The 21458-nt window shown below is 39.4% G+C and carries 22 protein-coding genes; 5 read left to right on the top strand and 17 right to left on the bottom strand.

From position 1 onward, the window contains the following. Positions 1–144: 144 nt before the first annotated feature. Together ACEPSS_RS04680 and ACEPSS_RS04675 are read right to left on the bottom strand one after the other, a co-directional pair. Positions 145–1518: a UDP-N-acetylmuramoyl-tripeptide--D-alanyl-D-alanine ligase gene (locus ACEPSS_RS04680; RefSeq protein ID WP_395317850.1), complete on the bottom strand. Its 1374-nt coding sequence runs from the start codon at positions 1516–1518 to the stop codon at positions 145–147. 101 nt (positions 1519–1619) lie between these two features. Further along, the gene (locus ACEPSS_RS04675; protein WP_395317848.1) at positions 1620–2408 is read right to left on the bottom strand and encodes a hypothetical protein; all 789 of its coding nucleotides are present in this window, start codon (positions 2406–2408) and stop codon (positions 1620–1622) included. A 168-nt stretch (positions 2409–2576) separates the two neighbouring features. Here ACEPSS_RS04675 and ACEPSS_RS04670 point away from each other — a divergent pair, with 168 nt between their 5' ends. The 3 genes from ACEPSS_RS04670 (at position 2577) to ACEPSS_RS04660 (ending at position 5202) form a co-directional block, all read left to right on the top strand. Continuing rightward, on the top strand, positions 2577–3056 hold the full coding sequence (locus tag ACEPSS_RS04670) for a low molecular weight protein-tyrosine-phosphatase (RefSeq protein ID WP_395317846.1): 480 nt from the start codon (positions 2577–2579) through the stop codon (positions 3054–3056). A 6-nt stretch (positions 3057–3062) separates the two neighbouring features. After that, complete coding sequence (locus ACEPSS_RS04665) at positions 3063–4298, top strand: multidrug efflux MFS transporter (RefSeq protein WP_395317844.1); 1236 nt, start codon at positions 3063–3065, stop codon at positions 4296–4298. A gap of 130 nt (positions 4299–4428) precedes the next feature. Then, on the top strand, positions 4429–5202 hold the full coding sequence (locus tag ACEPSS_RS04660) for a DUF4097 family beta strand repeat-containing protein (protein ID WP_395317842.1): 774 nt from the start codon (positions 4429–4431) through the stop codon (positions 5200–5202). Between the two features lie 50 nt (positions 5203–5252). Here ACEPSS_RS04660 and ACEPSS_RS04655 read toward each other — a convergent pair whose 3' ends face one another. The 5 genes from ACEPSS_RS04655 to ACEPSS_RS04635 all read right to left on the bottom strand — a co-directional run bounded on the left by ACEPSS_RS04655 (position 5253) and on the right by ACEPSS_RS04635 (position 9770). Next, positions 5253–5501, bottom strand: a complete 249-nt coding sequence (locus tag ACEPSS_RS04655; protein ID WP_041817614.1) for a type B 50S ribosomal protein L31 — start codon at positions 5499–5501, stop codon at positions 5253–5255. Positions 5502–5606: 105 nt separating this feature from the next. After that, positions 5607–6896: a UDP-N-acetylglucosamine 1-carboxyvinyltransferase gene (locus tag ACEPSS_RS04650; RefSeq protein WP_395317839.1), complete on the bottom strand. Its 1290-nt coding sequence runs from the start codon at positions 6894–6896 to the stop codon at positions 5607–5609. Positions 6897–7013: 117 nt separating this feature from the next. Further along, positions 7014–8630 (bottom strand): CTP synthase, encoded by a 1617-nt coding sequence (locus ACEPSS_RS04645; protein ID WP_395317837.1) that lies wholly within the window; start codon positions 8628–8630, stop codon positions 7014–7016. Between the two features lie 150 nt (positions 8631–8780). Continuing rightward, a complete protein-coding gene (rpoE, locus tag ACEPSS_RS04640) occupies positions 8781–9287 on the bottom strand; it encodes a DNA-directed RNA polymerase subunit delta (protein WP_395317835.1) in 507 nt (168 codons plus the stop codon). A gap of 51 nt (positions 9288–9338) precedes the next feature. Further along, positions 9339–9770, bottom strand: coding sequence for a DUF1934 domain-containing protein (locus tag ACEPSS_RS04635; RefSeq protein WP_395317833.1), 432 nt, complete (start codon positions 9768–9770; stop codon positions 9339–9341). Positions 9771–9902: 132 nt separating this feature from the next. Here ACEPSS_RS04635 and ACEPSS_RS04630 point away from each other — a divergent pair, with 132 nt between their 5' ends. Together ACEPSS_RS04630 and yidA are read left to right on the top strand one after the other, a co-directional pair. Beyond that, a complete protein-coding gene (locus ACEPSS_RS04630) occupies positions 9903–11273 on the top strand; it encodes an HD domain-containing protein (RefSeq protein ID WP_395317831.1) in 1371 nt (456 codons plus the stop codon). Positions 11274–11277: 4 nt separating this feature from the next. Next, a complete protein-coding gene (yidA, locus tag ACEPSS_RS04625; RefSeq protein WP_395317829.1) occupies positions 11278–12087 on the top strand; it encodes a sugar-phosphatase in 810 nt (269 codons plus the stop codon). 49 nt (positions 12088–12136) lie between these two features. On the opposite strand, the gene ACEPSS_RS04620 is transcribed toward yidA, so the two are convergent. The 10 genes from ACEPSS_RS04620 to rsmA form a co-directional block, all read right to left on the bottom strand. Then, complete coding sequence (locus tag ACEPSS_RS04620; protein WP_395317827.1) at positions 12137–13045, bottom strand: glycine betaine ABC transporter substrate-binding protein; 909 nt, start codon at positions 13043–13045, stop codon at positions 12137–12139. Between the two features lie 11 nt (positions 13046–13056). Then, the gene (locus tag ACEPSS_RS04615; protein WP_395317825.1) at positions 13057–13920 is read right to left on the bottom strand and encodes an ABC transporter permease; all 864 of its coding nucleotides are present in this window, start codon (positions 13918–13920) and stop codon (positions 13057–13059) included. Beyond that, positions 13913–15157 carry a quaternary amine ABC transporter ATP-binding protein gene (locus ACEPSS_RS04610; RefSeq protein ID WP_395317823.1) on the bottom strand — a complete coding sequence of 415 codons (1245 nt, stop codon included), beginning with the start codon at positions 15155–15157 and terminating at the stop codon, positions 13913–13915. Before ACEPSS_RS04610 ends, ACEPSS_RS04615 begins: the two co-directional genes overlap by 8 nt. A 116-nt stretch (positions 15158–15273) precedes the next feature. Next, positions 15274–16281 (bottom strand): ribose-phosphate diphosphokinase, encoded by a 1008-nt coding sequence (locus ACEPSS_RS04605; protein ID WP_395317821.1) that lies wholly within the window; start codon positions 16279–16281, stop codon positions 15274–15276. A 71-nt stretch (positions 16282–16352) separates the two neighbouring features. Further along, entirely contained in the window at positions 16353–17732 is a 1380-nt protein-coding gene (gene glmU, locus ACEPSS_RS04600) for a bifunctional UDP-N-acetylglucosamine diphosphorylase/glucosamine-1-phosphate N-acetyltransferase GlmU (protein WP_395317819.1), read from the bottom strand. Between the two features lie 9 nt (positions 17733–17741). Continuing rightward, positions 17742–18572 (bottom strand): pur operon repressor, encoded by an 831-nt coding sequence (purR, locus tag ACEPSS_RS04595; protein ID WP_395317817.1) that lies wholly within the window; start codon positions 18570–18572, stop codon positions 17742–17744. Between the two features lie 130 nt (positions 18573–18702). Next, on the bottom strand, positions 18703–19500 hold the full coding sequence (locus ACEPSS_RS04590) for a metal ABC transporter permease (RefSeq protein WP_395317815.1): 798 nt from the start codon (positions 19498–19500) through the stop codon (positions 18703–18705). A gap of 1 nt (position 19501) precedes the next feature. Further along, positions 19502–20191 (bottom strand): metal ABC transporter ATP-binding protein, encoded by a 690-nt coding sequence (locus ACEPSS_RS04585; protein WP_395317813.1) that lies wholly within the window; start codon positions 20189–20191, stop codon positions 19502–19504. A gap of 77 nt (positions 20192–20268) precedes the next feature. Next, complete coding sequence (locus ACEPSS_RS04580; RefSeq protein ID WP_395317812.1) at positions 20269–20499, bottom strand: Veg family protein; 231 nt, start codon at positions 20497–20499, stop codon at positions 20269–20271. Between the two features lie 61 nt (positions 20500–20560). After that, entirely contained in the window at positions 20561–21448 is an 888-nt protein-coding gene (gene rsmA / locus ACEPSS_RS04575; protein ID WP_395317810.1) for a 16S rRNA (adenine(1518)-N(6)/adenine(1519)-N(6))-dimethyltransferase RsmA, read from the bottom strand. Between the last annotated feature and the right edge of the window lie 10 nt (positions 21449–21458).

Raw genomic sequence — 21458 nt, 5'->3', positions numbered from 1 at the left:
TAAATACAACAAATTGCTCAGAAAAAATCCGTTTCCCTTGAAACGCAACTTGTTTGATTACACTTTATTTCTCTATAATACTTTTAATATAACTATCCTATGATACCGTATTTTACCAAAATAAGCAAATTATGTCCCTCATGCTTATTTTAATGCCTCTAATACTTTTTCTAAGTGCATTCCATGACTGGCTTTTAATAAAACTTCGTCACCCGGCTGAATCATAGACGTTAATTTTTCGACTAACTGTTCCATTTCGCCAGCACCATAATAAAATAAATTAACGCCTGCTCGATACTGGTCCTTTAAGGCATTGGCTAAAGCACCCATATCTTTTCCAATTAAGAAGACATCCGCGACTTGATCAGGCGTTAAACTAGCTGCTAGTCCCGCATGCATTGCTTGCGACTGCTCCCCTAGTTCTAGCATATCGCCTAACACGACAATTCGTTTGCCAAGCACATGGGTATTGGAAAATGCTTTTAAGACTGCTTTCACTGCGGTTGGATTAGAATTATAGACATCGCTTAAAATCATTTCACCTTTCTGTCCTTTGACCCATTCAGTCCGATTCTCAGTTAAGTTCGCGTGTTCTAAACCTAACTGCATATTTTGCGGTTTAATTTCAAACAAGCGCCCTACTTCTAAAGCAGCTAAAGCATTGGTCACGTTGTATTCGCCTAACAGTTCAATCGTAAATTCTAAGTCATCCCAGACGTTCGTGATAAACTTGGTCGTTAAGTCGCCATCAATAATTTGGGTAGGATAAATGTCATTAGTTGGTTGACTCCCAAAGGTTTTTTTATTTAAGTTTAAATGAGCTGCTCGCTCTAATAAAAGGGGTTCGTCGCCATTAAACACAAATGAACCATCTTCTCGCAAGCCATCCGTAATTTCTAATTTAGCATCCGCAATGCGATCACGGGTTTTGAAAAATTCAATGTGAGCTTCTCCAATCATCGTGATAACCGCGACATCTGGTTCAACCAACGTGCTTAAATCATGCAGTTGACCAGGCCGATCCATGCCCATTTCAACGACCAGCACTTCGGTACTAGAATTCATTGACAAGATGGTCACTGGCACCCCAATTTCATTATTAAAGTTGCCTTGGGTTTTAGCCACGTTAAAACTCGTTCCTAAAATAGAAGCAATGAGATCTTTAGTCGTCGTTTTTCCGTTGCTTCCAGTTACCGCTACCACGCGTGGATTGATTTTAGTGAGGTAGTACTTAGCTAAAGCTTGTAACGCTTGTAACGGATCAGCAACCAAAATCACAGGAAAGTTTTCTGGTGCTTGATTGGCATGATCTGCTTTCCAAAAAGTCCCAGCTGCCCCATGTTCAATCGCACTTTGGATGTAGTCATGGCCATCATGTGCACCACTTAGTGGAACAAACAGGGCATCTGGTCCTAATTGACGGCTATCAAACCCGACACTAGTAACTTCGACGTCATTCGCCTCATTACTAAGGGTTCCGTTAACCGCCTTAGCGATTTCTTCAAGTTTCATCTTCATAAATTTGGCTCCCACTTTTAATTTGAAAAATCATCAATTAATTATACATCAAAGTTAAATTTAATAAAAATAGTAGCTTAGGTTACCCCATCTACTATTGGTTAAAGATTATTTAAATCCTGTTCGACCTTGGCGTTTAGCTCCAAGGACCACTTGTTGCTTAAGGTGTTATAAGTTAGCATGCCAATCGGTTCGGTATTCGCCAATAACTGATTTTCGTTGCCCCAGATGACCTTAGTCTGGCGTTTGGTTACACGAAACAACGGCATTTGGACTTGACGACGAACTTCTTGCCCTAATTCAAACGCGATAATGATCCCATTCACGCTAAACCGTAATAAGTCCTTTAATATCTCGGGATTAATATCTTTCATTTGAATCGGACGCGCAAAAATTCGTTTATTATTGCGTTGGTGCCGCAAATGACGCTTGATACTTAATTCTAAAATATGATCTAACTCCTGAAAGTTACGAAAATAAAAGCGCGTAAACCCGTTTGAGCCACCTAAATAAACGTATTCATTACCTAATTTAACCGAAAAAGGATTCCGTTGCCGGGGCACGTCCATATGGGCCAAGTATAACAAGTCCGCAATCTCATCATCACTAAGTGAATCAAGGCCATCTTTAGTTTGATAGTCCATCCACTTCGGTAATAAATTGGTTTTTTGCCCCTGAATAACATAGTTACGCACCTGACTTCTTCCGGTAATCGTAGGAAATTTAGTGTGAACATTAAAACTATTGGAGTTTTCAACGTCATCATTTATCATCAGAATGTTTTGGGGGATTTTACTAATTCCATTAATGTAATCACCAGCAGAAATGCCCCACGTAATGGTAAAACGATCAAGGGGATTAACCTTTAAATAAATTAAATTTGTTAACATTTGGCTACCACCTTTTAAAATATCAATTGAGATAAATTATACTCTGAAATTTTTAGAATTAAACAATTGGAGTCAAATAACTTAATTTTTATGTTTTAAATGCGTGCTAAAGCCGACCGTAATTGCTATGATGAAATTATTGGAATTTTTGACAGGGAGGTTAAAATTATGACGAAAACCAACGTTTTATTTGTCTGTCTCGGCAATATTTGTCGTTCGCCGATGGCAGAAGCAATGTTCAAAAAGATGACTGCTGAGCAAGGAATCACTGATTATTATCAAATTAATTCAGTCGCAACGAGTAGCGAAGAACTCGGTAATCCACCTCATCCGGGTGCACAGGCCGAAATGGAGCGACACCATTTAGACTACGCCGGTCACCGTTCTCGTCCAATTACTGCTGAAGACATTGCGGTAGCCGATTACATTATTACTATGGATGAAAGTAATCTGGCTGATTTAAAAGCTTTAATTCCCAGCAAGGAACAAAATAAATTACATTTATGTATGGACATTGTCCCCGGTCAGCGTGGTGTGAGTATCGTCGATCCTTGGTACACCCACCGGTTTGATCAAACTTATCACATGTTACAACAATCACTACCACTTTGGTTAACTAAAATGGAACAAAATAGAAAGGAAAGATAAATATTCATGGAAAATTCAAGTAAGTCCGAACCTGAGGAGATTCCTCGAGCGATTTGGCATCGTAATTTAATTGCGCTGTGGTTTGGCTTGTTTTTAACGTCAATGGGATTTAGTGGGATGATGCCTTTTTTATCACTGTACATTGATACTTTAGGAAAATATACCGCTAGTCAGCTTAACTTATATAGTGGACTAGCCTTTTCCGCCTCTTTCATGGCGGCCGCCGTGGTTTCACCAATTTGGGGAAGCCTTGCTGATCGCTATGGTCGGCGAATTATGTTATTACGTGCTTCCTTTGTAATGGCGGTTGTCGTCTTTTTAATGGGATTTGCCACTAGTGTTTGGGAATTAATCGCTTTACGGTTTATTCAAGGAATTTTCTCAGGGTATTTCCCAAATTCTAATGCCCTATTAGCGATTCAAGTTCCCAAAAAGGAAAGTGGAAAAGCCTTAGGAATTCTTTCAACTGGGGGAGTATCAGGTTCTTTACTGGGCCCATTTGCGGGAGGGATTTTAGCATCCATCTTTAGTTACCGGGTAACGTTTTTCATTACGGGAACCTTGATGTTTTTAGTTTTCTTAATCACGCTTTTCTTCGTCAAAGAGAAGTTCACCCCGGTTACCAAGGAAAAGAACTTACATACGAAACAAGTCATTAAAGTCTTAAATCATCCGAAATTAATTTTTGGGATGTTCATTACGACCATGATTATTCAGGCTTCTAATTATTCAATTTCGCCAATTCTTTCGTTGTATGTCCGTCAAATTATGCACCATAGCCCTTCGGTAACCTTTTTCAGTGGAATTGTCGCAGCGGTACCAGGAATTTCTACCCTAGTTGCTGCTCCCCGATTCGGTGCCTTGGGCGATAAAATTGGAACCGAAAAAATTATGATTTTTGGTTTTATTTTAGCGATTGTGCTTTACATCCCCATGGCCTTTGTGACGAATGTCTGGGAATTAATGGGCTTGCGCTTCTTATTGGGAGTCTCGAATGCCTGTATGTTACCAGCTGTGCAGGCCATCATCGCTAAAAATACCCCAGCTCAAGTCACGGGGCGAATCTTTAGCTGGAATCAGAGTTTTCAAGCCGTCGGTAACTTTTCCGGTCCCATGATTGGTTCGATTGTTTCTTCAGCATTTGGGTACTCCGGCGTCTTTATTTCAACTTCCATCTTGGTTTTGATTAATTTATTATTAGTGTTGAGTGAAACCAAAAAAATTAAACAAGCGCGCGGATGATGCTTTAACAGCCAAAAAAGGCTTAGCCAGTTAGCTAAGTCTTTTAGTTTGTTTAAAATTATTTGTTATCTTGTAGTAACTAAAAATTAATGGTAAATTAGCAATATCCTAAAAAAGAGAGGAATCATTTATGTTTAAAAAATCCCTACCCTACATTATAACTGGATGTGTTTTGACGATTGGTGGATTAACCAACGTTGCCCACGCTGATACACAAACCCAGACTATCAAAAATTCGGAGCAAGTTCAGCAGCTCACCGTTGACGCTCCCGCCAAAATCGTTTTAAAGACTGGAAATGAGTTCAAGGTTCAATCCAAATTTCCAGATCAGCAAAAAACAAAGATTACCAATCAAGATGGTCAGATTAAAATCAGCCATCCGCATCAAAAACATCAATGGGGCATTAAAATCAGTTTTAATGATCCCAAATCAGTGATAACTGTGACAGTTCCCAAAAATGTAAAACTAACTGATTTGAAAATCAATTCGCAAGCAGCTGATATTCAACTTGATTCTCCAATTCAAAAACTCAACATCGCAAGTCATAGTGGAGATGTTAAAATAAAAAATACTAATCCACAAAACTTAAAGATTAATTCAGAAAGCGGCGATGTTAACCTTAATAATTCTAAATTGAAAACAATTAACGTCGACTCTGAAAGCGGTGATATCAAGGCTCATGATTTAACTGCTGATGATCTGAACCTGAACAGCGAATCTGGTGATGTTCAGATTATCAATCAAAAACTTGCTAGTTACCATCAAGTTACAATTAATAGCGATAGTGGAGACGTCACAATTAAAAACGCAACAATAAATCAAAGTAATATTGATACTGCTAGTGGTGAATTAAACAAAACCAATACCAAAATTAAACATGCTGATAATTCAACCGATTATTAAGCACAAAAAAAGGCTTAGCCAGTTGGCTAAGTCTTTTAGTTTGTTTAAAATTATTTGTTGAGACCATATCTCTTGTTGAAACGATCAACAGCACCATCTGCTTGAGCTGATTTTTGTTTACCAGTGTAGAATGGGTGTGAATCTGATGAAATTTCAACACGGATTAATGGGTAAGTGTTACCGTCTTCCATAGTAATAGTATCTTCAGAAGTAGCAGTAGAACCAGTAATGAACTTAAAGCCAGTACTTGAATCTTGGAATACTACTTGGTGAAAATCTGGGTGAATTCCTTTTTTCATAATATTACGCTCCTTTTGCCCTGAATTTATAAAATCCAGAGATTGATTTATAAATATTCAACTTTTGTAGTTTACCACTAAAAAAGAATTGTTGCAATACCAAGCCTATGCTTCGGCCGAGTTGGATCGGTTTTCTTCAATTAGTTCGACGTTGGCATTTAAACCGGCTAACTTTTGAATCACATTATCATAACCCCGTAAAATATGATCAGCATGTGTAATCACGGTTTCCCCACTGGCCATTAATCCTGCAATTAAAAGCGAGGCCCCTGCTCGGATTTCTCCAGCAGAAACGACCGCTCCATGTAAATCACGACTAGGACTAATCACAATTTGGTTATCCGCCGTAACGCGAATGTTGGCTCCCATTTTTTGGAGTTCATGAATATGTTTTTTTCGTTTGGGATAAATCGTGTCAGTAATCATACTGTCACTATCGGCATTAAATAATAACGGTGTAATTGGTTGTTGCCAGTCTGTCGCAAATCCGGGAAAGGGACCAGTTTCAATCTCAACGCCCCGTAAGTTACCACTTTCTGGTACAAAAATACTATTATCATTAATTTCTAATTTTAAGCCCATTTCAGTTAGTTTTTCTGTAAATGGTTTTAGATGTTCTGGAATTACGTTTTTCACTAAAATTCCATCACCAATCGCAGCAGCTAATGCTAAATAAGTTCCCGCTTCAATGCGGTCTGGGATAACGGTATGTGCTTCAGTGGCAAAAAGAGTTTTAACCCCTTCAATTCTGATGACATCCGTTCCAGCCCCAGTAATCTTCGCTCCCATGCTATTTAAAAAGGAAACAATGTCCACAATTTCTGGTTCTTTGGCAACATGATGAATCTCTGTAACTCCGTCTGCCTTAGTGGCAGCAAGAATGGCATTAATCGTTGCGCCAACTGAAACCATTTCAAAATCAATCACTGCACCTTTTAAACCATGCTGAGTCGCATCAATGTAGACCGTATCACCATCTTCGGTGACTTGGGCCCCTAATGCTTCAAAAGCACGAATGTGTTGATCAATTGGTCGAGGACCAATGTTATCTCCACCTGGAAAACTAACAATTGCTCGGTGAAACCTACCTAATAATGCCCCCATAAAGTAATATGAGGCTCTTAATTTTTTAATCGCTTCACTAGGAAGGCGACTTTCTTCTATATTAGTTGGATTAACTGTGAACGTCCCATCATTAAACTCAGATGACACGTTCATTGACTGCAAGATTAGCATTAAGTTATGAACATCTAAAATATCAGGCACTTTATCGAACTCGACGGGAGTGTCAGAAAGAATTGCAGCGGGAATTAACGCTACCGTGCTATTCTTTGCACCGCAAATCATAACTTCTCCCATGAGTCGATGGTTGCCATGAATTTTCATCATACTCATATTATATTTTCCTCTTCACTATTCTCACTTTGTGCAACATTACTAATCATAGTTAAAAATAGCAAACATTACAATAGTAATTTTAGGAAAACAGTCAGAATTAAGAATTAATTAGGATTATTTGGCCCGTTCTTGGTGATACTTGTCTGCTGCGGCAATAAATCCCTTAAATAAACCTTCAGGACGATTAGGCCGTGATAAGAATTCAGGATGGTATTGAGCAGCAATGAAGAAGCGTTTATTAGGTACTTCTACAATTTCAACTAGGCGATCATCAGGTGAAGTTCCAGAGATTACTAAGCCAGCATCTTCTAAGTCTTTTCGGAACTTGTTGTTAAATTCGTAACGGTGACGGTGACGTTCGGAAATTTCTTTTTGGTTGTCATATGCAGCAGCTGTGGCAGTTCCTGGTTTTAATTTAGCTGGGTAAGCACCCAAACGTTGGGTTCCCCCCATGCTAGTTACGTCATTTTGGTCAGCCATTAAATCAATCACATTGTGTTCCGTATCGTGCACAAATTCAGTGGAGTTGGCGTCTTTCCAACCTAACACATCACGTGCATATTCAATCGTGGTAACTTGCATTCCTAAACAAATTCCAAAGAATGGAATATCATTTTCGCGGGCATAACGAATTGAGGTAATCATTCCTTCAATTCCACGACTTCCAAAACCACCAGGAACAATTAAACCGTCAAAACCATTTAATTTTTCGGCTACATTATCGTCATTAATATCTTCGGCATCAATGTTAGTAATGTGAACATTAACGTCATCAGCATATCCTGCATGACGAAGGGCTTCATCAACTGAAATATAAGCATCTTTTAACTTCACGTATTTACCAATTAACGCAATGTTGACATCACCCTTTAGGTTGCGGATGTGTTCTTCCATTTCACGCCATTCAGTCATATCAGCTTTGGGAGCTTTAATGCCAAAGTGATCTAAAACTTGGTTATCCATGCCTTGTTCTTGGAAACTAAGTGGAAGTTGGTAAAGGTTAGGAGCATCTAGTGATTCAATGATGCTCTTTTCGCTTACATCACAGAACATGGCCATTTTTTGTTTCATGGCTTCCGTAACCGGTTTTTCTGCCCGAAGTACTAACATATCAGGTTGAATTCCCACACTTCGTAATTCTTTAACAGAGTGTTGAGTTGGTTTAGTCTTCATTTCCCCAGCAGCTTTAATGTAAGGAATCAAAGTCGTGTGAATGTAGTAAGTGTTGTCGACCCCTTCATCTTTCCGCATTTCTCGAATGGCTTCTAGGAATGGTAATGATTCAATATCACCAACGGTTCCACCGATTTCAGTAATGATAATGTCTGAATCAGTCGTTTTAGCGGCGCGTTTCATTTTTTCTTTAATCATCCCGGTAATGTGGGGAATTACTTGCACGGTTGCGCCAAGATAATCTCCATGACGTTCCCGTTCAAGAACTTCTTTATAAATTTTACCAGTGGTAACGTTTGAGTATTTATTTAAATCGTTATCAATAAATCTTTCGTAATGCCCTAAATCAAGGTCAGTTTCAGTACCATCATCGGTTACGAAAACTTCCCCATGTTGGTATGGATTCATGGTACCGGGATCCACGTTAATGTAGGGATCAAATTTTTGAATGGTAACTTTTAAGCCCCGATTCTTTAACAATCTACCTAATGATGCAGATACAATTCCTTTTCCAAGTGAAGAAACTACTCCACCTGTGACAAAAATATATTTGGTCATAATCAATACTCCTATCCAAATTACTTAACAATAAAACTAAAAAAAGCTCCCCATTCGCAGAACGGAGAGCTTTTTTACTCGATTGCCTTTACAGATCTGTAAAGTGCCCAAGTAAGATACTATTTGATTTTGGACGATTAGTCAAGTTTTTTATACTTCACCATCACCTAAATCATCATCAGCGTCGTCGTCATCAACATCGTCAATGTCATCTTTAAAATCATTATCTTCTGGGTCATCATTATCATAATCAACCACATCATCGTCGTCTTCGGGATCGTCATTGTCATAATCAATCACATCATCGACGTCAGATGCATCGGCCAAGAAGGCGTTAATCTTGTGACGTTTCTTAGTTTTTGGTTCGTCGTCAGCTTCACCAATCGTAGCTTCATCAACTGAATCGTAAGGGTACCACGTCCGCAAGCCCCACACATTATCACCTAATGAAATAAAACTACCATCAACGTTTAAATCACTGTAAAAATTAACTAGTTTGGATTTGATTTCATCATCATCGAAGCCAGTATATTTTTGAATTGCATTAACTAAATCAGCAAATTGCATGGTCTTACCTTCATCAGCAAGAATCGCATGTGCTACTTCAATCATGGATAATTCGTTTTTGTCTACATTATCTAATTTTTTAAGTTCCAAATCAAACACGCCTTTCTAGTTTTTTCCGTTATACCTTATGATACTAACTTATCAACTAAATTGCAATTTAATCTGATAGTCCCCGACTTTTTCTTCGTTTGTATAGAGGGCATAATCCACGTTGAGATGCCCGGTGAAAACCCCGTGTTTGACATCAATGTCGACCTTTTGGGCTAACGCTTCGATATCCATCAAGCCATAGGGGGTTTGATAATGATTTTTGGTCTTTTCCCCTTCGACAAATTCCAACATTAAATTGTTAGCGGCTTTTCTAGTTAAACGAACGTGGTGTTCATCAATAATTTTAAAAGTAACGGGGGTGGTTTCGTTTGCAAAATGTTCTTGGTACCGTAAGTACATCACGCCCTTCAGTTCAACTAACTGACCCGCTTCGGAAAAATGATGGGTTTCCGTTTCACCATTTTGGGTAATCTTCGTCTCAACTTCGACTTGAATCGTTTGCGCTTGCTTTTCATTTTCCATAATTATTACCTCACTATCTTAATTTAATTTTACCGCCATTTTGGTTAAATTGCATCCGAATCCTTTCCAACTGACGAAACCTGCTTATTTACGCTATAATAGGAGTAATTAACAATTTGTAGGAGGTCTGCTATGGGATATTATTCAACCCCTTTGGAACAAGAAAAAGTTATCCGTGATCCGGTGCACAGTCACATTTATATTCAAGACCAAATTATCATGGATTTAATTAATACCACCGAGTTTCAACGTTTGCGTCGCATTCATCAACTAGGAACCACGTCCCAAACTTTTCCGGGCGCCGAACACACCCGTTTTACCCATTCGCTTGGCGTCTATGAGATTGTCCGCCGCATTTGTAATCAGTTCCAACGGAATTATCCTACTAAGACTCCCGGAGATGGGCTCTGGGATGACTCCGAACGAATCGTCGCCGAATGTGCGGGCCTCCTACACGACATTGGTCACGGAGCTTATTCGCATACCTTTGAACATATCTTTCACACGAACCACGAACAAATTACCCAAGCAATTATTACTAACCCCGAAACGGAAGTTAACCAAGTCCTACGCAAAATGGGACCGGACTTTGCGAATCGGGTGGCGAGTGTTATCAATAAAACCTACGATAATCAACAAGTCGTGCAGATGATTTCGAGTCAATGTGATGCTGATCGTATGGATTATTTATTGCGTGATTCGTATTTTACGGGGGTCCAATACGGAAAATTTGATTTAGATCGCATTTTGCAAGTCATGCGTCCCTACCAAGGTGGGATTTGTTTTAAAATGAGCGGCCTACATGCCATTGAGTATTACATCGTTTCCCGGTTTCAAATGTATCTTCAAGTTTACTTTCATCCAATTTCACGCTCAATGGAAGTCATTTTAGCGCATCTCTTGCTCCGCGCCAAAGAATTAGCGGAAACTTCCACTCAACTAGAAAACTTTGATCCCAAGTTACTGATGCCGTTTTTGGAAGGCACCTTTAATCCGGAAACGGACTTGAAAGCTTACCTAAAGCTCGATGATGGCGTTTTGAACACTTATTTCTCAATGTGGTGTGATTCGCCTGATCCAATTCTTTCTGATTTAGCGAACCGCTTTGTGAACCGAAAACCATTTAAGTCAGCCATCTTCACTGCCGAAACTAAACCCGTTTTACCTAAATTAAGCAAATTAATTGAAGCTGCGGGCTTTAATCCCGAGTACTATACTGCCACGGATAACAGTTATAACCAACCTTATGACGTGTACAACCCCACCAGCAAACACCCCAATGCCCAAATTGAGTTAATGCAAAAAGACGGCAGTTTAGTGGAATTATCCCAAGCCAGTTTGCTAGTTCGGACAATTACCGGAAAAGATGTCGGCGATAGTCGTTTCTTTTTCCCAAAGGAAATGTTGCAAACGGATGCGAATGTTGAATTATTTAAACCAATATACGATAATTTTCAAAGATACATTAAAAATGATACGATTATAAATTTCAAGGAGAAATAAGCACATGGATATTAAATTAATTGCCATCGATATTGATGGGACTTTATTAAACGAAAAAAATGAATTAGCACAAGCTACAATTGATGCTATCAAAGCCGCTGCAGCTAAAGGGATCAAGGTCGTGCTTTGTTCGGGCCGTCCCCTTTCTGGGATTCGTCCTTACTTAAAGCCATTGGGAATTGAAGGCGATGAACAATACGCAATTGCGTTTAACGGCTCCGTTACGGAAACCGTTTCTGGGAAATTAATTTCCAAGTTGGGAATTAATTACGAGGACTTTTTACAAATTGAAATGATGTCGCGGGAAATGGGCGTCCACTTCCAAATTGAAACTTTAAACGAAATTATTGCCACTAACCGGAATATCAGTCCTTATACCACTTTTGAAGCTAGTCTAGTTCGCTTACCAATTCACTTCCGAACTCCTGAAGAAGTAACGCGGGAAGATGACATCATCAAGATGATGTACGTTGACGAACCTGACAAGATTCAATCTGCCATTGATAATCTGCCAAATTCAATTAAGCAACGGATGCAAGTTGTCAGAAGTATGCCAATCTTCTTAGAATTTGTGAATAGCAAAGCCGGAAAAGGCACAGCGCTTAAAAACTTAGCGGAAAAGCTTGGTTTAACAGCCGAAAACGTGATGGCGATTGGTGACCAAGGTAATGACCACAGTATGATTGAATACGCTGGCTTGGGGGTCGCCATGGGAAATGGAATCCAAGAAAACAAAGACATCGCCCAATTCGTGACCAAGCCTAATTCTGAAGACGGGGTCGCTTACGCCCTTAACAAATTTATTAATCAATAGTCGACAAACGAAAAGAGTTATCACATCTTTAACGGTGATAACTCTTTTTTTAGTGCTTTAAATCTTCAATTGAATTAATGTTTTTCATATATTTAGGTACGGCCAAGCCGACTTTAGCGCCGGGACAATTGGTCGTCACAATTTGCACCTGATTTCGATACTTTTGATAAAGTGGACCAGACGTCACTGGTAACCAGGCTGCGGTTGAAACGTCCGCTGAACCACGGGAAAGTGATGACCACATCGGTTGCGCTTCCATTGCACTTAAAGTCACATGGTATCCTTTATCCCGCAAAATTTGGGCAGTCACGTTGGTCGATGCAATCGCATCATCCCAAGTCACGTACACCATTTTAACTGATTTACCGTGTCCGTCAGGAACATCCTTCGTCCATTGGGCAACTTCTTGCGGATGCTCTTTAATAAACTTTTTAGCGGTTGTCTGCGGATTAGCCCCTTTAAAGTTAGCATACATCACATCACTCATTAACGCCGGTGTCCAATGGAACTGTTGAAAGAATTTGTAAGCCCCAGGATTATCATTTTTAAAGTTTTTACTAGCAACGGTCTTAATCTTTTCTTCTTTACCGTAAACGCCTTTGGGATCCTTCAAAAACTTAATTGGGTACTTTTTAAACATCCAGTGTGGTTGCCATGCCGTGATGACAATCGGTTGTTTGTACTTAATCGATTTTTCTAATTGACTACACATCGCCGCCGTTGAGCTAGTTTGGAGTTGCCAATTAGCTTGTTTTAACCCATATGCTGACAGTGCTTTTTGCGTCGAGCCCATAATTCCGGCTCCCGCATCAATTCCGGTGATGGTTTTGTGCACTTGAGGACCAACTGGTTGGTGAGCATCATATGCTTTAGGGGTTACGCTACAAGCTGATAACCCAATTGCAACCATTCCGAGCGCCAAGATGCCTACGATACGTTTCACATTACTTTTTTTCATTCGTAGTCCCCCTATTCGTCGTCACCAGTACCACTTAAACCTTCAGAAATTTTATCAATGATAATCGCTAAAATAACGATGGCAATTCCGGCCGCAAAACCAGCTCCCGCATCATTTCGACCAACCGCAAAGTAAACCAATGAACCTAAGCCCATCGTTCCAATCATTGAAGCAATTACGACCATTGAGAGGGCTAACATCATTCCTTGGTTAATTCCCGAAATGATGGTGGCCTTCGCAATTGGCAATTCGACCTTAAATAGTTTTTGCAACGGTGTACAGCCAAAAGCTACCGCTGCTTCGTTTAAATCGGCTGGAACTTGTTTAATCCCTAAATAAGTCGTATTCACAATTGGTGGAAGTGAGAAAATCACAGATGCTACCACTCCAGGTACCATTCCAATCCCAAATAACGCCACAGCTGGAATTAAATACACAAAGGCCGGCATCGTTTGCATGAAGGACAAGATCGGCTTGAAAATTAAATTAACCGTGTGATTTTTCGCCATCCAGATTCCCAAGGGAACCCCAATTACGATGATAATCAAACTAGTTGCAATTACCAAAGTTAGGGTTTGCGTCATATCATGCCAGTAACCTTGGTTCCAAATTAACAATAGCCCTAACAATTCAAAGGCCATGAAGAACCAGTGCTTGGTATTTCGTAGAATATACCACGTTAAAGCGAGTAATATTCCAATAAATAACCAAGCCGGAATTAAATCAAAGACCCATTGAATGGCATCTAACACCGCTGCGATTCCAGCCGTGATGGCATTAAAGAAGCCGGCAAAGCCCGTTAACCAATCAACAAACGCGTTAATCCATTTTGCCAATGGAAGAACTGGGAAACTACTTAAAAATAAACTACTCATTATCATCCCCACTTTCGGTTGTAGAAATTGCTTCCAAAATTACACTTCGCAAGATAATTCCTTTGAATTCACCATGATCATCGATAACTGAGTAAGGAATTGGTGATTTAGAAATCTTTTGTAATAAGGTTGATAGCGCAACGTCGGCTTTGGTCGTTGGGACATCCGTTTTAACAATTGAACGCAAATCCCGATTTCCACTCTTAATTAGTTCGTTCACGTCATCGGCATCTAATAAACCGACTAACTGATGATGATTGTCAACCACAAAGATACTGGAAATTTGGTCGTTGTTCATCCGACGTAAGGCCACTTTTGGTCCATCTTTTTCGATATTCACCGTTGTTGGTTTGACCATAACATTTCCCGCCGTTAAAATTTGGGAACGATCCACGTTACGAATAAATTTACGGACGTAATCATTTTTGGGATGCGTCAATAAATCTTCAGGCGTGTCAATTTGAACAATTTCCCCATTATGCATCATTAAAATTCGGTCCCCAATGCGAAGGGCTTCGTTTAAATCATGACTAATGAAAATAATCGTTTTATGCAATTTGTACTGTAATTCCAATAGCTCATTTTGCATGTCCCGCCGATTTAACGGATCTAAGGCTGAAAAGGCTTCGTCCATTAATAAAATATCGGGATCATTGGTAATTGCTCGAGCTAGACCAACTCGTTGTTGCATTCCACCAGATAGTTCCCTTGGTAACATTTCGTCGTAACCGTGCAGACCTACCATTTCTAAAGATTCATGCGCTTTTTGTTCCCGTTCTGCTTTTTCGACTCCTTGGACTTCTAGCCCAAAGGCTGCATTTTCTAAGACCGTGCGATCTGGCAATAAGGCAAAGTTTTGAAAAACCATGCTCATCTTTTTCCGTCGTAGGTTTAATAAGCCCTCCTTATCAAGTTGATTGGTATTTTTGCCATCTACGTAAATGGCTCCCGTAGTTGGTTCAATTAAGCGATTAAACATTCGTAATAAAGTTGATTTACCAGAACCAGAAAGTCCCATAATGACAAATATTTCATTTTCGTTAATGGAAAAATTAGCGTTATCAATTCCTACCGTACTTCCGGTGGCAGCTAAAATTTCTTCTTTTGATTTTCCCTCCGCTAATAATTCTTTGGCTTTGGTAATGTGAGGACCAAAAATCTTCGTTAAATGGTCTACTCTTATTTTTTCGTTTTGTTCAGTCAAATTAATTTCCTTTCTTTGATGAATTTGCCGCATAACTATAGGCTAACAAGGAATGTCAACCCTTGTCAAATAACATGACAACGTTTTTAACGCCAAAAAGACGACTCTGATAGCTCAAAGTCGTCTTCGGTAATTCTATGCTTAATGATTTATTGCTTTTTGTTGTCAGGTTTAATTTGGTCAGTTTCGTAATCAAAACGGGAATTAAACAACGGACTGATTGGACGATTTTGATCGATTCGCACAATCGCATCGCTAATTAGAGGCGCAATTGAAATTTGTTTGATTTTGGCAATCTTTTTATCGTCAGGTAATTGAATTGAATCAGTCACAATGACTTGCTTGATTGGTGAATCTTCCAAACGTTGAATTGCTGGACCTGAAAGCACTGGATGGGTACAACAAGCATACACTTCTTCAGCACCAGCATCAATTAGGGCTTGGGCCCCTTTAGTAATCGTCCCTGCGGTATCAATCATGTCATCAATCATGATGGCTTTTTTACCCTTCACGTCACCGATAATGTTCATAATCTTAGCCACGTTTGCTTTAGGGCGACGTTTATCAATAATGGCAATCGGAGCACCTAAAAATTCAGCCAAGGCACGTGCCCGAGTCACTCCACCATGATCAGGAGAAACCACCACGACGTCCTTATCAAGGCCATTTTGAATGAAGTAGTCCGCTAATAAGGGTGCTCCCATTAAATGATCAACTGGAACATCAAAGAATCCTTGAATTTGTGCAGCATGTAAATCAAGGGCGACTACCCGCGTAATTCCATCAGTTTGAAGCATGTCAGCAACTAATTTTGCTGTAATTGGTTCACGTGAGCGTGCTTTCCGATCTTGTCGTGCATAACCATAGTAAGGAATTACGACGTTAATTGTGGCTGCACTAGCTCGACGAAGCGCATCAACCATAATTAATAATTCCATCAAATTATCGTTAACTGGGGCAGACGTGGATTGAATAATGTACACATCATCTCCACGAACACTTTCTTCAATGTTAATTTTAATTTCACCATCACTAAAATGATCAACATTTACTTTACCCAAAGGAACGCCCATATGCTTAGCAACTTTTTCAGCTAAGGGACGGTTAGAATCCAATGAAAAAATCTTCAAATTTGAATCTTGAGCTTTCGTTACCATAATTTCCCCCGTTACGTTTTTACTTTGAATAAGTTAATTATATTATGCAAAAGTTAATTCGGCAAATTTAACTAATCAGCCCCATTAAAGGGTAATTTTTGATAATAGCCAGGTTTGTTAGTTTGCCGTTCACGTGCAATGGCCATATCGTATTGCTTAATGTCATCCGTAATCGTTGAACCAGCCGCAATAAAGCTATGGTCGGCAATGTCAAGCGGCGCAATTAAATTAGCATTGCTACCGATGAAGACATCATCGCCGACTTTCGTTTCGTGTTTTTGTTTGCCGTCATAGTTGGCAAAAATCACACCACAGCCCACGTTAATGTCTTTGCCTAACGTAGCATTACCCACGTAAGTTAAATGGCCAATTTTAGTGCCTGCCCCAATCGTGGCTTTTTTAACTTCACAGAAATTACCGATGTGGACATGTTTGCCAATCACCGATTCCGGACGTAAATGACTGTTAGGCCCAATGTTCGAACCATCCAGCATTTCTGAATCTTCAATGGTTGATGAGGTTACCGTCACCCCATCGTGAATGGTACTGCCAGTGATTTTGGAGTTTGCCCCAATCACACAATCACGCCCAATTTTTGTCCCATTTTGTAATTGAACACCAGGTTCGATAATCGTATCGGGGCCAATTTCAATGTCGACATCAATGTAAGTCGCATCTGGATTAATAATGGTCACTCCATTATTCATGTGGTAATCATTAATCCGTTGTTGCATGACCTTAGTTGCGGCAGCTTGAGCCACTCGATTATTAACGCCCATTGATTCAGCAAAATCATCCATTTGATAAGCAGCAATTGTACCCCCGTCTTGTTTGAGGATTTCAATGGCATCCGTTAAGTAGTACTCACCTTGGGCATTATCGTTATTAGTTTCATGAAGTGCTTTAAATAGTTTTTGATTGTCAAAAACATACACCCCGGTATTAATTTCTTTAATCGCCCGTTCTTCAGCATTGGCGTCTTTTTGTTCGACAATCTTTTCCACAATGCCTAAATCATTTCGCACAATCCGTCCGTAACCCGTGGGATCTGGAGCAATTGAAGTTAAAATCGTAGCAGTCGCTTTTTTATCCGTATGATAGGCAAACAGTTTTTCTAAAGTTTCCGCCGTAAATAATGGCGTATCTCCACTAATTACCAACGTAGTTCCCTCAGAATTCTTTAATAAGTCTTCCGCACGTAAAACCGCATCACCCGTTCCGAGTTGTTGGTCTTGCACCACGTACTGCGTCCGCTTACCGAGTTCTTTTTCCACATCTTCGGCTCCAAAACCAACGACTGTGACAATGTTGTCCATGTTTAGCTTCGAAACCTGAGTTAAGACGTGATCTACCATCGATTTACCACAAATTCGATGCAAAACTTTATATAATTTTGATTTCATTCTAGTGCCTTTTCCGGCAGCTAAAATGATTGTATTTCTTTCGCTCATTTTCGACTCCTATTTAGCACTACCAAAGATTTTTTCGTCATAGTTACCTTTAGTGATTACCATGCCGTCATCAGCAGTATGTTCCATTTTAACTAGGGAAGTATAGTCGCCGAAATCTTTGTCTTTATCGCTAACCCCTTCAGCAAAGAAGGTACTTCCAACTAAATTACAATCAAATTCTTTAATCAATGAAGAAAGTCCATTAATAGTACCACCACCATGAATAAAATCATCCACGATTAAGACGTTGGCCCCTTCATCAAGACTTCGTTTCGAAATCGTCATCCGTTTGATTTTTTTGCTTGAACCAGACATGTAGTTCACGTTCACGGTTGAACCTTCGGTGATGTTACTATCATGACGGGCAATGACAAGGGGAACATTCAAGTATTGTGAAGCTGCTTGAGCAATGGGAACCCCACGAGTCGCAACTGTTAGCACGGCATCAACTTGCTGGTTTAAGTACTGGGTCGCAATCATCCGACCTAATACCCGTAATTTAGAAGGATCGCCTAAAATATCAGACATGTAGACATAGCCACCCGGAAGTTGACGTTGGCTATTGTTTAGAATTTCAATCACTTCGTCCATAAACTGGTCGGCGTCTTCTTTGAGAATATAAGGAATATACTTTGCACCACCAGCAGCTCCCGGAACCGTTTCTACTAAACCAATTCCTCTTTCTTGAAAAGTTCGTTTAAGAATTGTTAAATCTTCACTAATGGAAGATTTAGCAGAACCATAACGCTTAGCAAAGAAAGTCAAAGGAATCAAAGTATGCGGCCGATTTAACATATAATCGGTCATGTCTACGAGTCGTTCACTACGTTTAATTTTCATTTTTCCACCTCATTAATCTATTTACATCCAACCTGAATTTTACCACAAACGTTCGGTTTCTGTTGGATTTTTATTTAATTTTAAGAAAAAAACACCAAATTAATCAATTTAGTGTTTTTAAAGGCTAATGTTAAGCTTTTTTCTGATAATAGTTAAAGGCTAAGGCCGTAAAGTAAATCAAACATTCAATCGTGGCAATGAAGAAACTAACCGGCCAGTTGGTTACATATCCAAGGTACAAGCCCAGCCAGACTCCAATTAACCCAAAGGCAATCGAACAAGCAATCATTTTACTAACCGAATGGGCAAAGTACTTGGCACTAGCCGCTGGTAACGTTAATAGAATAAAGATTAATAATGATCCTACAATTTGGGCAGCGACCGAGACACTTAAAGCCAGTAAAAGCAAAAAGGTAATTGACATCAAGCTACTGTTAACGTGTTGTGCTTTCGCCCCAATTGGATCAAATGAATCAAATTTTAAATTCCGGTAAATCACTAGTAAAACTACTAAGACGATGATAGAAAGTGCAATCATTTGATAAACATCGGTGGCATTAATCCCCACAATGCTACCAAACAAAATGTTGGTTGCATAACTCGCACTTTTATCTGATAAGGCTAAGAATAACACTCCTAACCCGATAAATAAGCCGGAAATCGCACTAATTGAATCCTCTCGCCGTGAAGCTCGAGAGCCCATTTTACCAACTAACACGGAACTAATCATCGTGAAAATCAACATTCCGTCTAAAGGACTAATCCCGACAAACATTCCAAAGGCCGCTCCAGCAAAACCGATTTCTGACAGCGTATGGGTCAAAAAAGGCATATTCCGTGAAACCACGAAGACCCCAATAAAGCCACAGACAATCGCAATAATCGTACTAGCCAGATAGGCATGTTGCATAAACGCAAGATTAAACATCTTAGTGTCCTCCTTGATAATCAGAAACTTTTAATTCATTAATCGGACCAGTTTCGTAGCCATCCGCAGTTAATAATAAAAATTCATCCGAAAACTGCTTGGCGAGTGGAAGATCATGGGTTACCGAAATGACGGTGACCCCGGTTTTTTGGTTGAGAGTCTTCACCAAACTCAATAAACTTTCTTTCGCAATTGGATCAAGACTCGCCGTGGACTCATCTAGAATCAATAAATCCGGTTGATTAATCAGTGCTTGCGCTAGGTAAGCCCGTTGTTTTTCGCCCCCCGAAGTTTGTCCGAGCGGTTCATTTTCAATTTTCGTTAAATTAGTTTGTTGCAGAATTTGTTGCAGCCGCGTTTTTTCCCGTCGATTTAACCAAGGTAATTTATAGCCATTGAAGTTTAAACTAACAAAATTTTTAACCGAAAGTGGATATTCATCCCCGATATTTCTAAATTGGGGAACATAGCCAATTTTAACGGCCTTGCGATTAGGGAAAAACGTAATCGTGCCCTTCGTCGGTTTCAATTGACCTAAAATAATTTTAATTAAAGTGGTTTTACCCACCCCATTTTCTCCGACAATGCTTAAGAACGTCCCGCGTTTCAACTTAAAACTTAAGTTATTGAGCACTTTCTTTTCCGAAAAATCTTCCCATAAATCATGGGCTTCTAAAATTAAATCGTTCATTGGTTACTCCTTTGGTTTGAATGAGCAAAAAATTCTGCAAAAAAAAAGACCTCTCAGTCTCTTTTTTAAGATTAACATTAATTTTTGATGAACGTAACCTCAATGTCTTCAGTTAATACTTTTGAGTAAGTAAATGAAGCATGGGCAGGTTGTTCACTTGATTTTAGGTCAACAATAAATACAGCAGGAAATACTTCTGAAAGTACCCCTTCATACTCGTTCGTACGTTTTCTACCGGCCTGTTCAGTAACCCGAATGTCACTGCCAAGATGGCCTTTAATCCAACTCTTAATATCTGGTAAATTCATGCAAATCACCTCAGAAGTGAATTATACACCTGTTTACTAGAATTGTAAAGTATCTATTATATCACAATAATCCTTGGTCGTGAAAGGCATTTGCCATTTTTACAAATTGATCAACGGCTAACTCTTGTGGCCGAACGGTTTTGGGAATATTTAATTGTTCTAAAATCAATTCAACTTGTTCTTTGATTTCTGGCTGTTTCCCAAAGACTCCTTGTAAATTATTCCATAAAGTCTTGCGGCGGTGCATAAAACATCCGTGCACAAACCCGAAAAAGGCTTTTTGATCATAAGCAACAAAGTTACGGTTTTTCCGGGGAACTAGTTTAACGACGGCTGAATCCACTTTTGGTGCGGGAATAAAGGAATCATGTGAGACTTCAATCGCAATTTCCACGTCATCAAGATACTGCGTAATCACACTCAAAGAACCATAGTCATGCGTATCCGGCTTAGCACAAAGCCGATCAGCGACTTCGCGTTGCATCATAAAGACCAAGTTCGTGTAAGGCACATTTCCTTTTAAAATGCTCATCAAGATGGGCTTGGTAATGTAATAAGGTAAGTTAGCCACGATTTTCAAATGATGTTCTCCATCAAAATTAGCGGCAATTACTTTAGGTAAATTAGCCTTTAAAAAATCCTGGTGCAAAATGGTGACATTATTATAGGAAAATAAGGTTTCATCTAAAACGGGTAACAAATTATCATCAATTTCAAAAGCAACCACTTGATGCGCCCGTTTAGCAATTTGTTCCGTCAAAGCCCCAATTCCGGGTCCAATTTCAATCACATCATCAGCTTCAGTAATTTCGGCGGCATCCACAATTCCGTGTAACACGCCTAAATCATCTAAAAAGTTTTGTCCCAAACTTTTTTTCGCACTTAAATGATATTCATTTAAAATCGCTAAGGTTCTGGTTCTGCTTCCAATTTCTGGAGTTTCACTCATAAATTTTTCT

The organism is Fructilactobacillus frigidiflavus, assembly GCF_044054575.1.
Lineage (GTDB): Bacteria > Bacillota > Bacilli > Lactobacillales > Lactobacillaceae > Fructilactobacillus > Fructilactobacillus frigidiflavus.
Note: the sequence above shows the minus strand (reverse complement) of the source record. Positions and strands in the feature narration are given on the sequence as shown.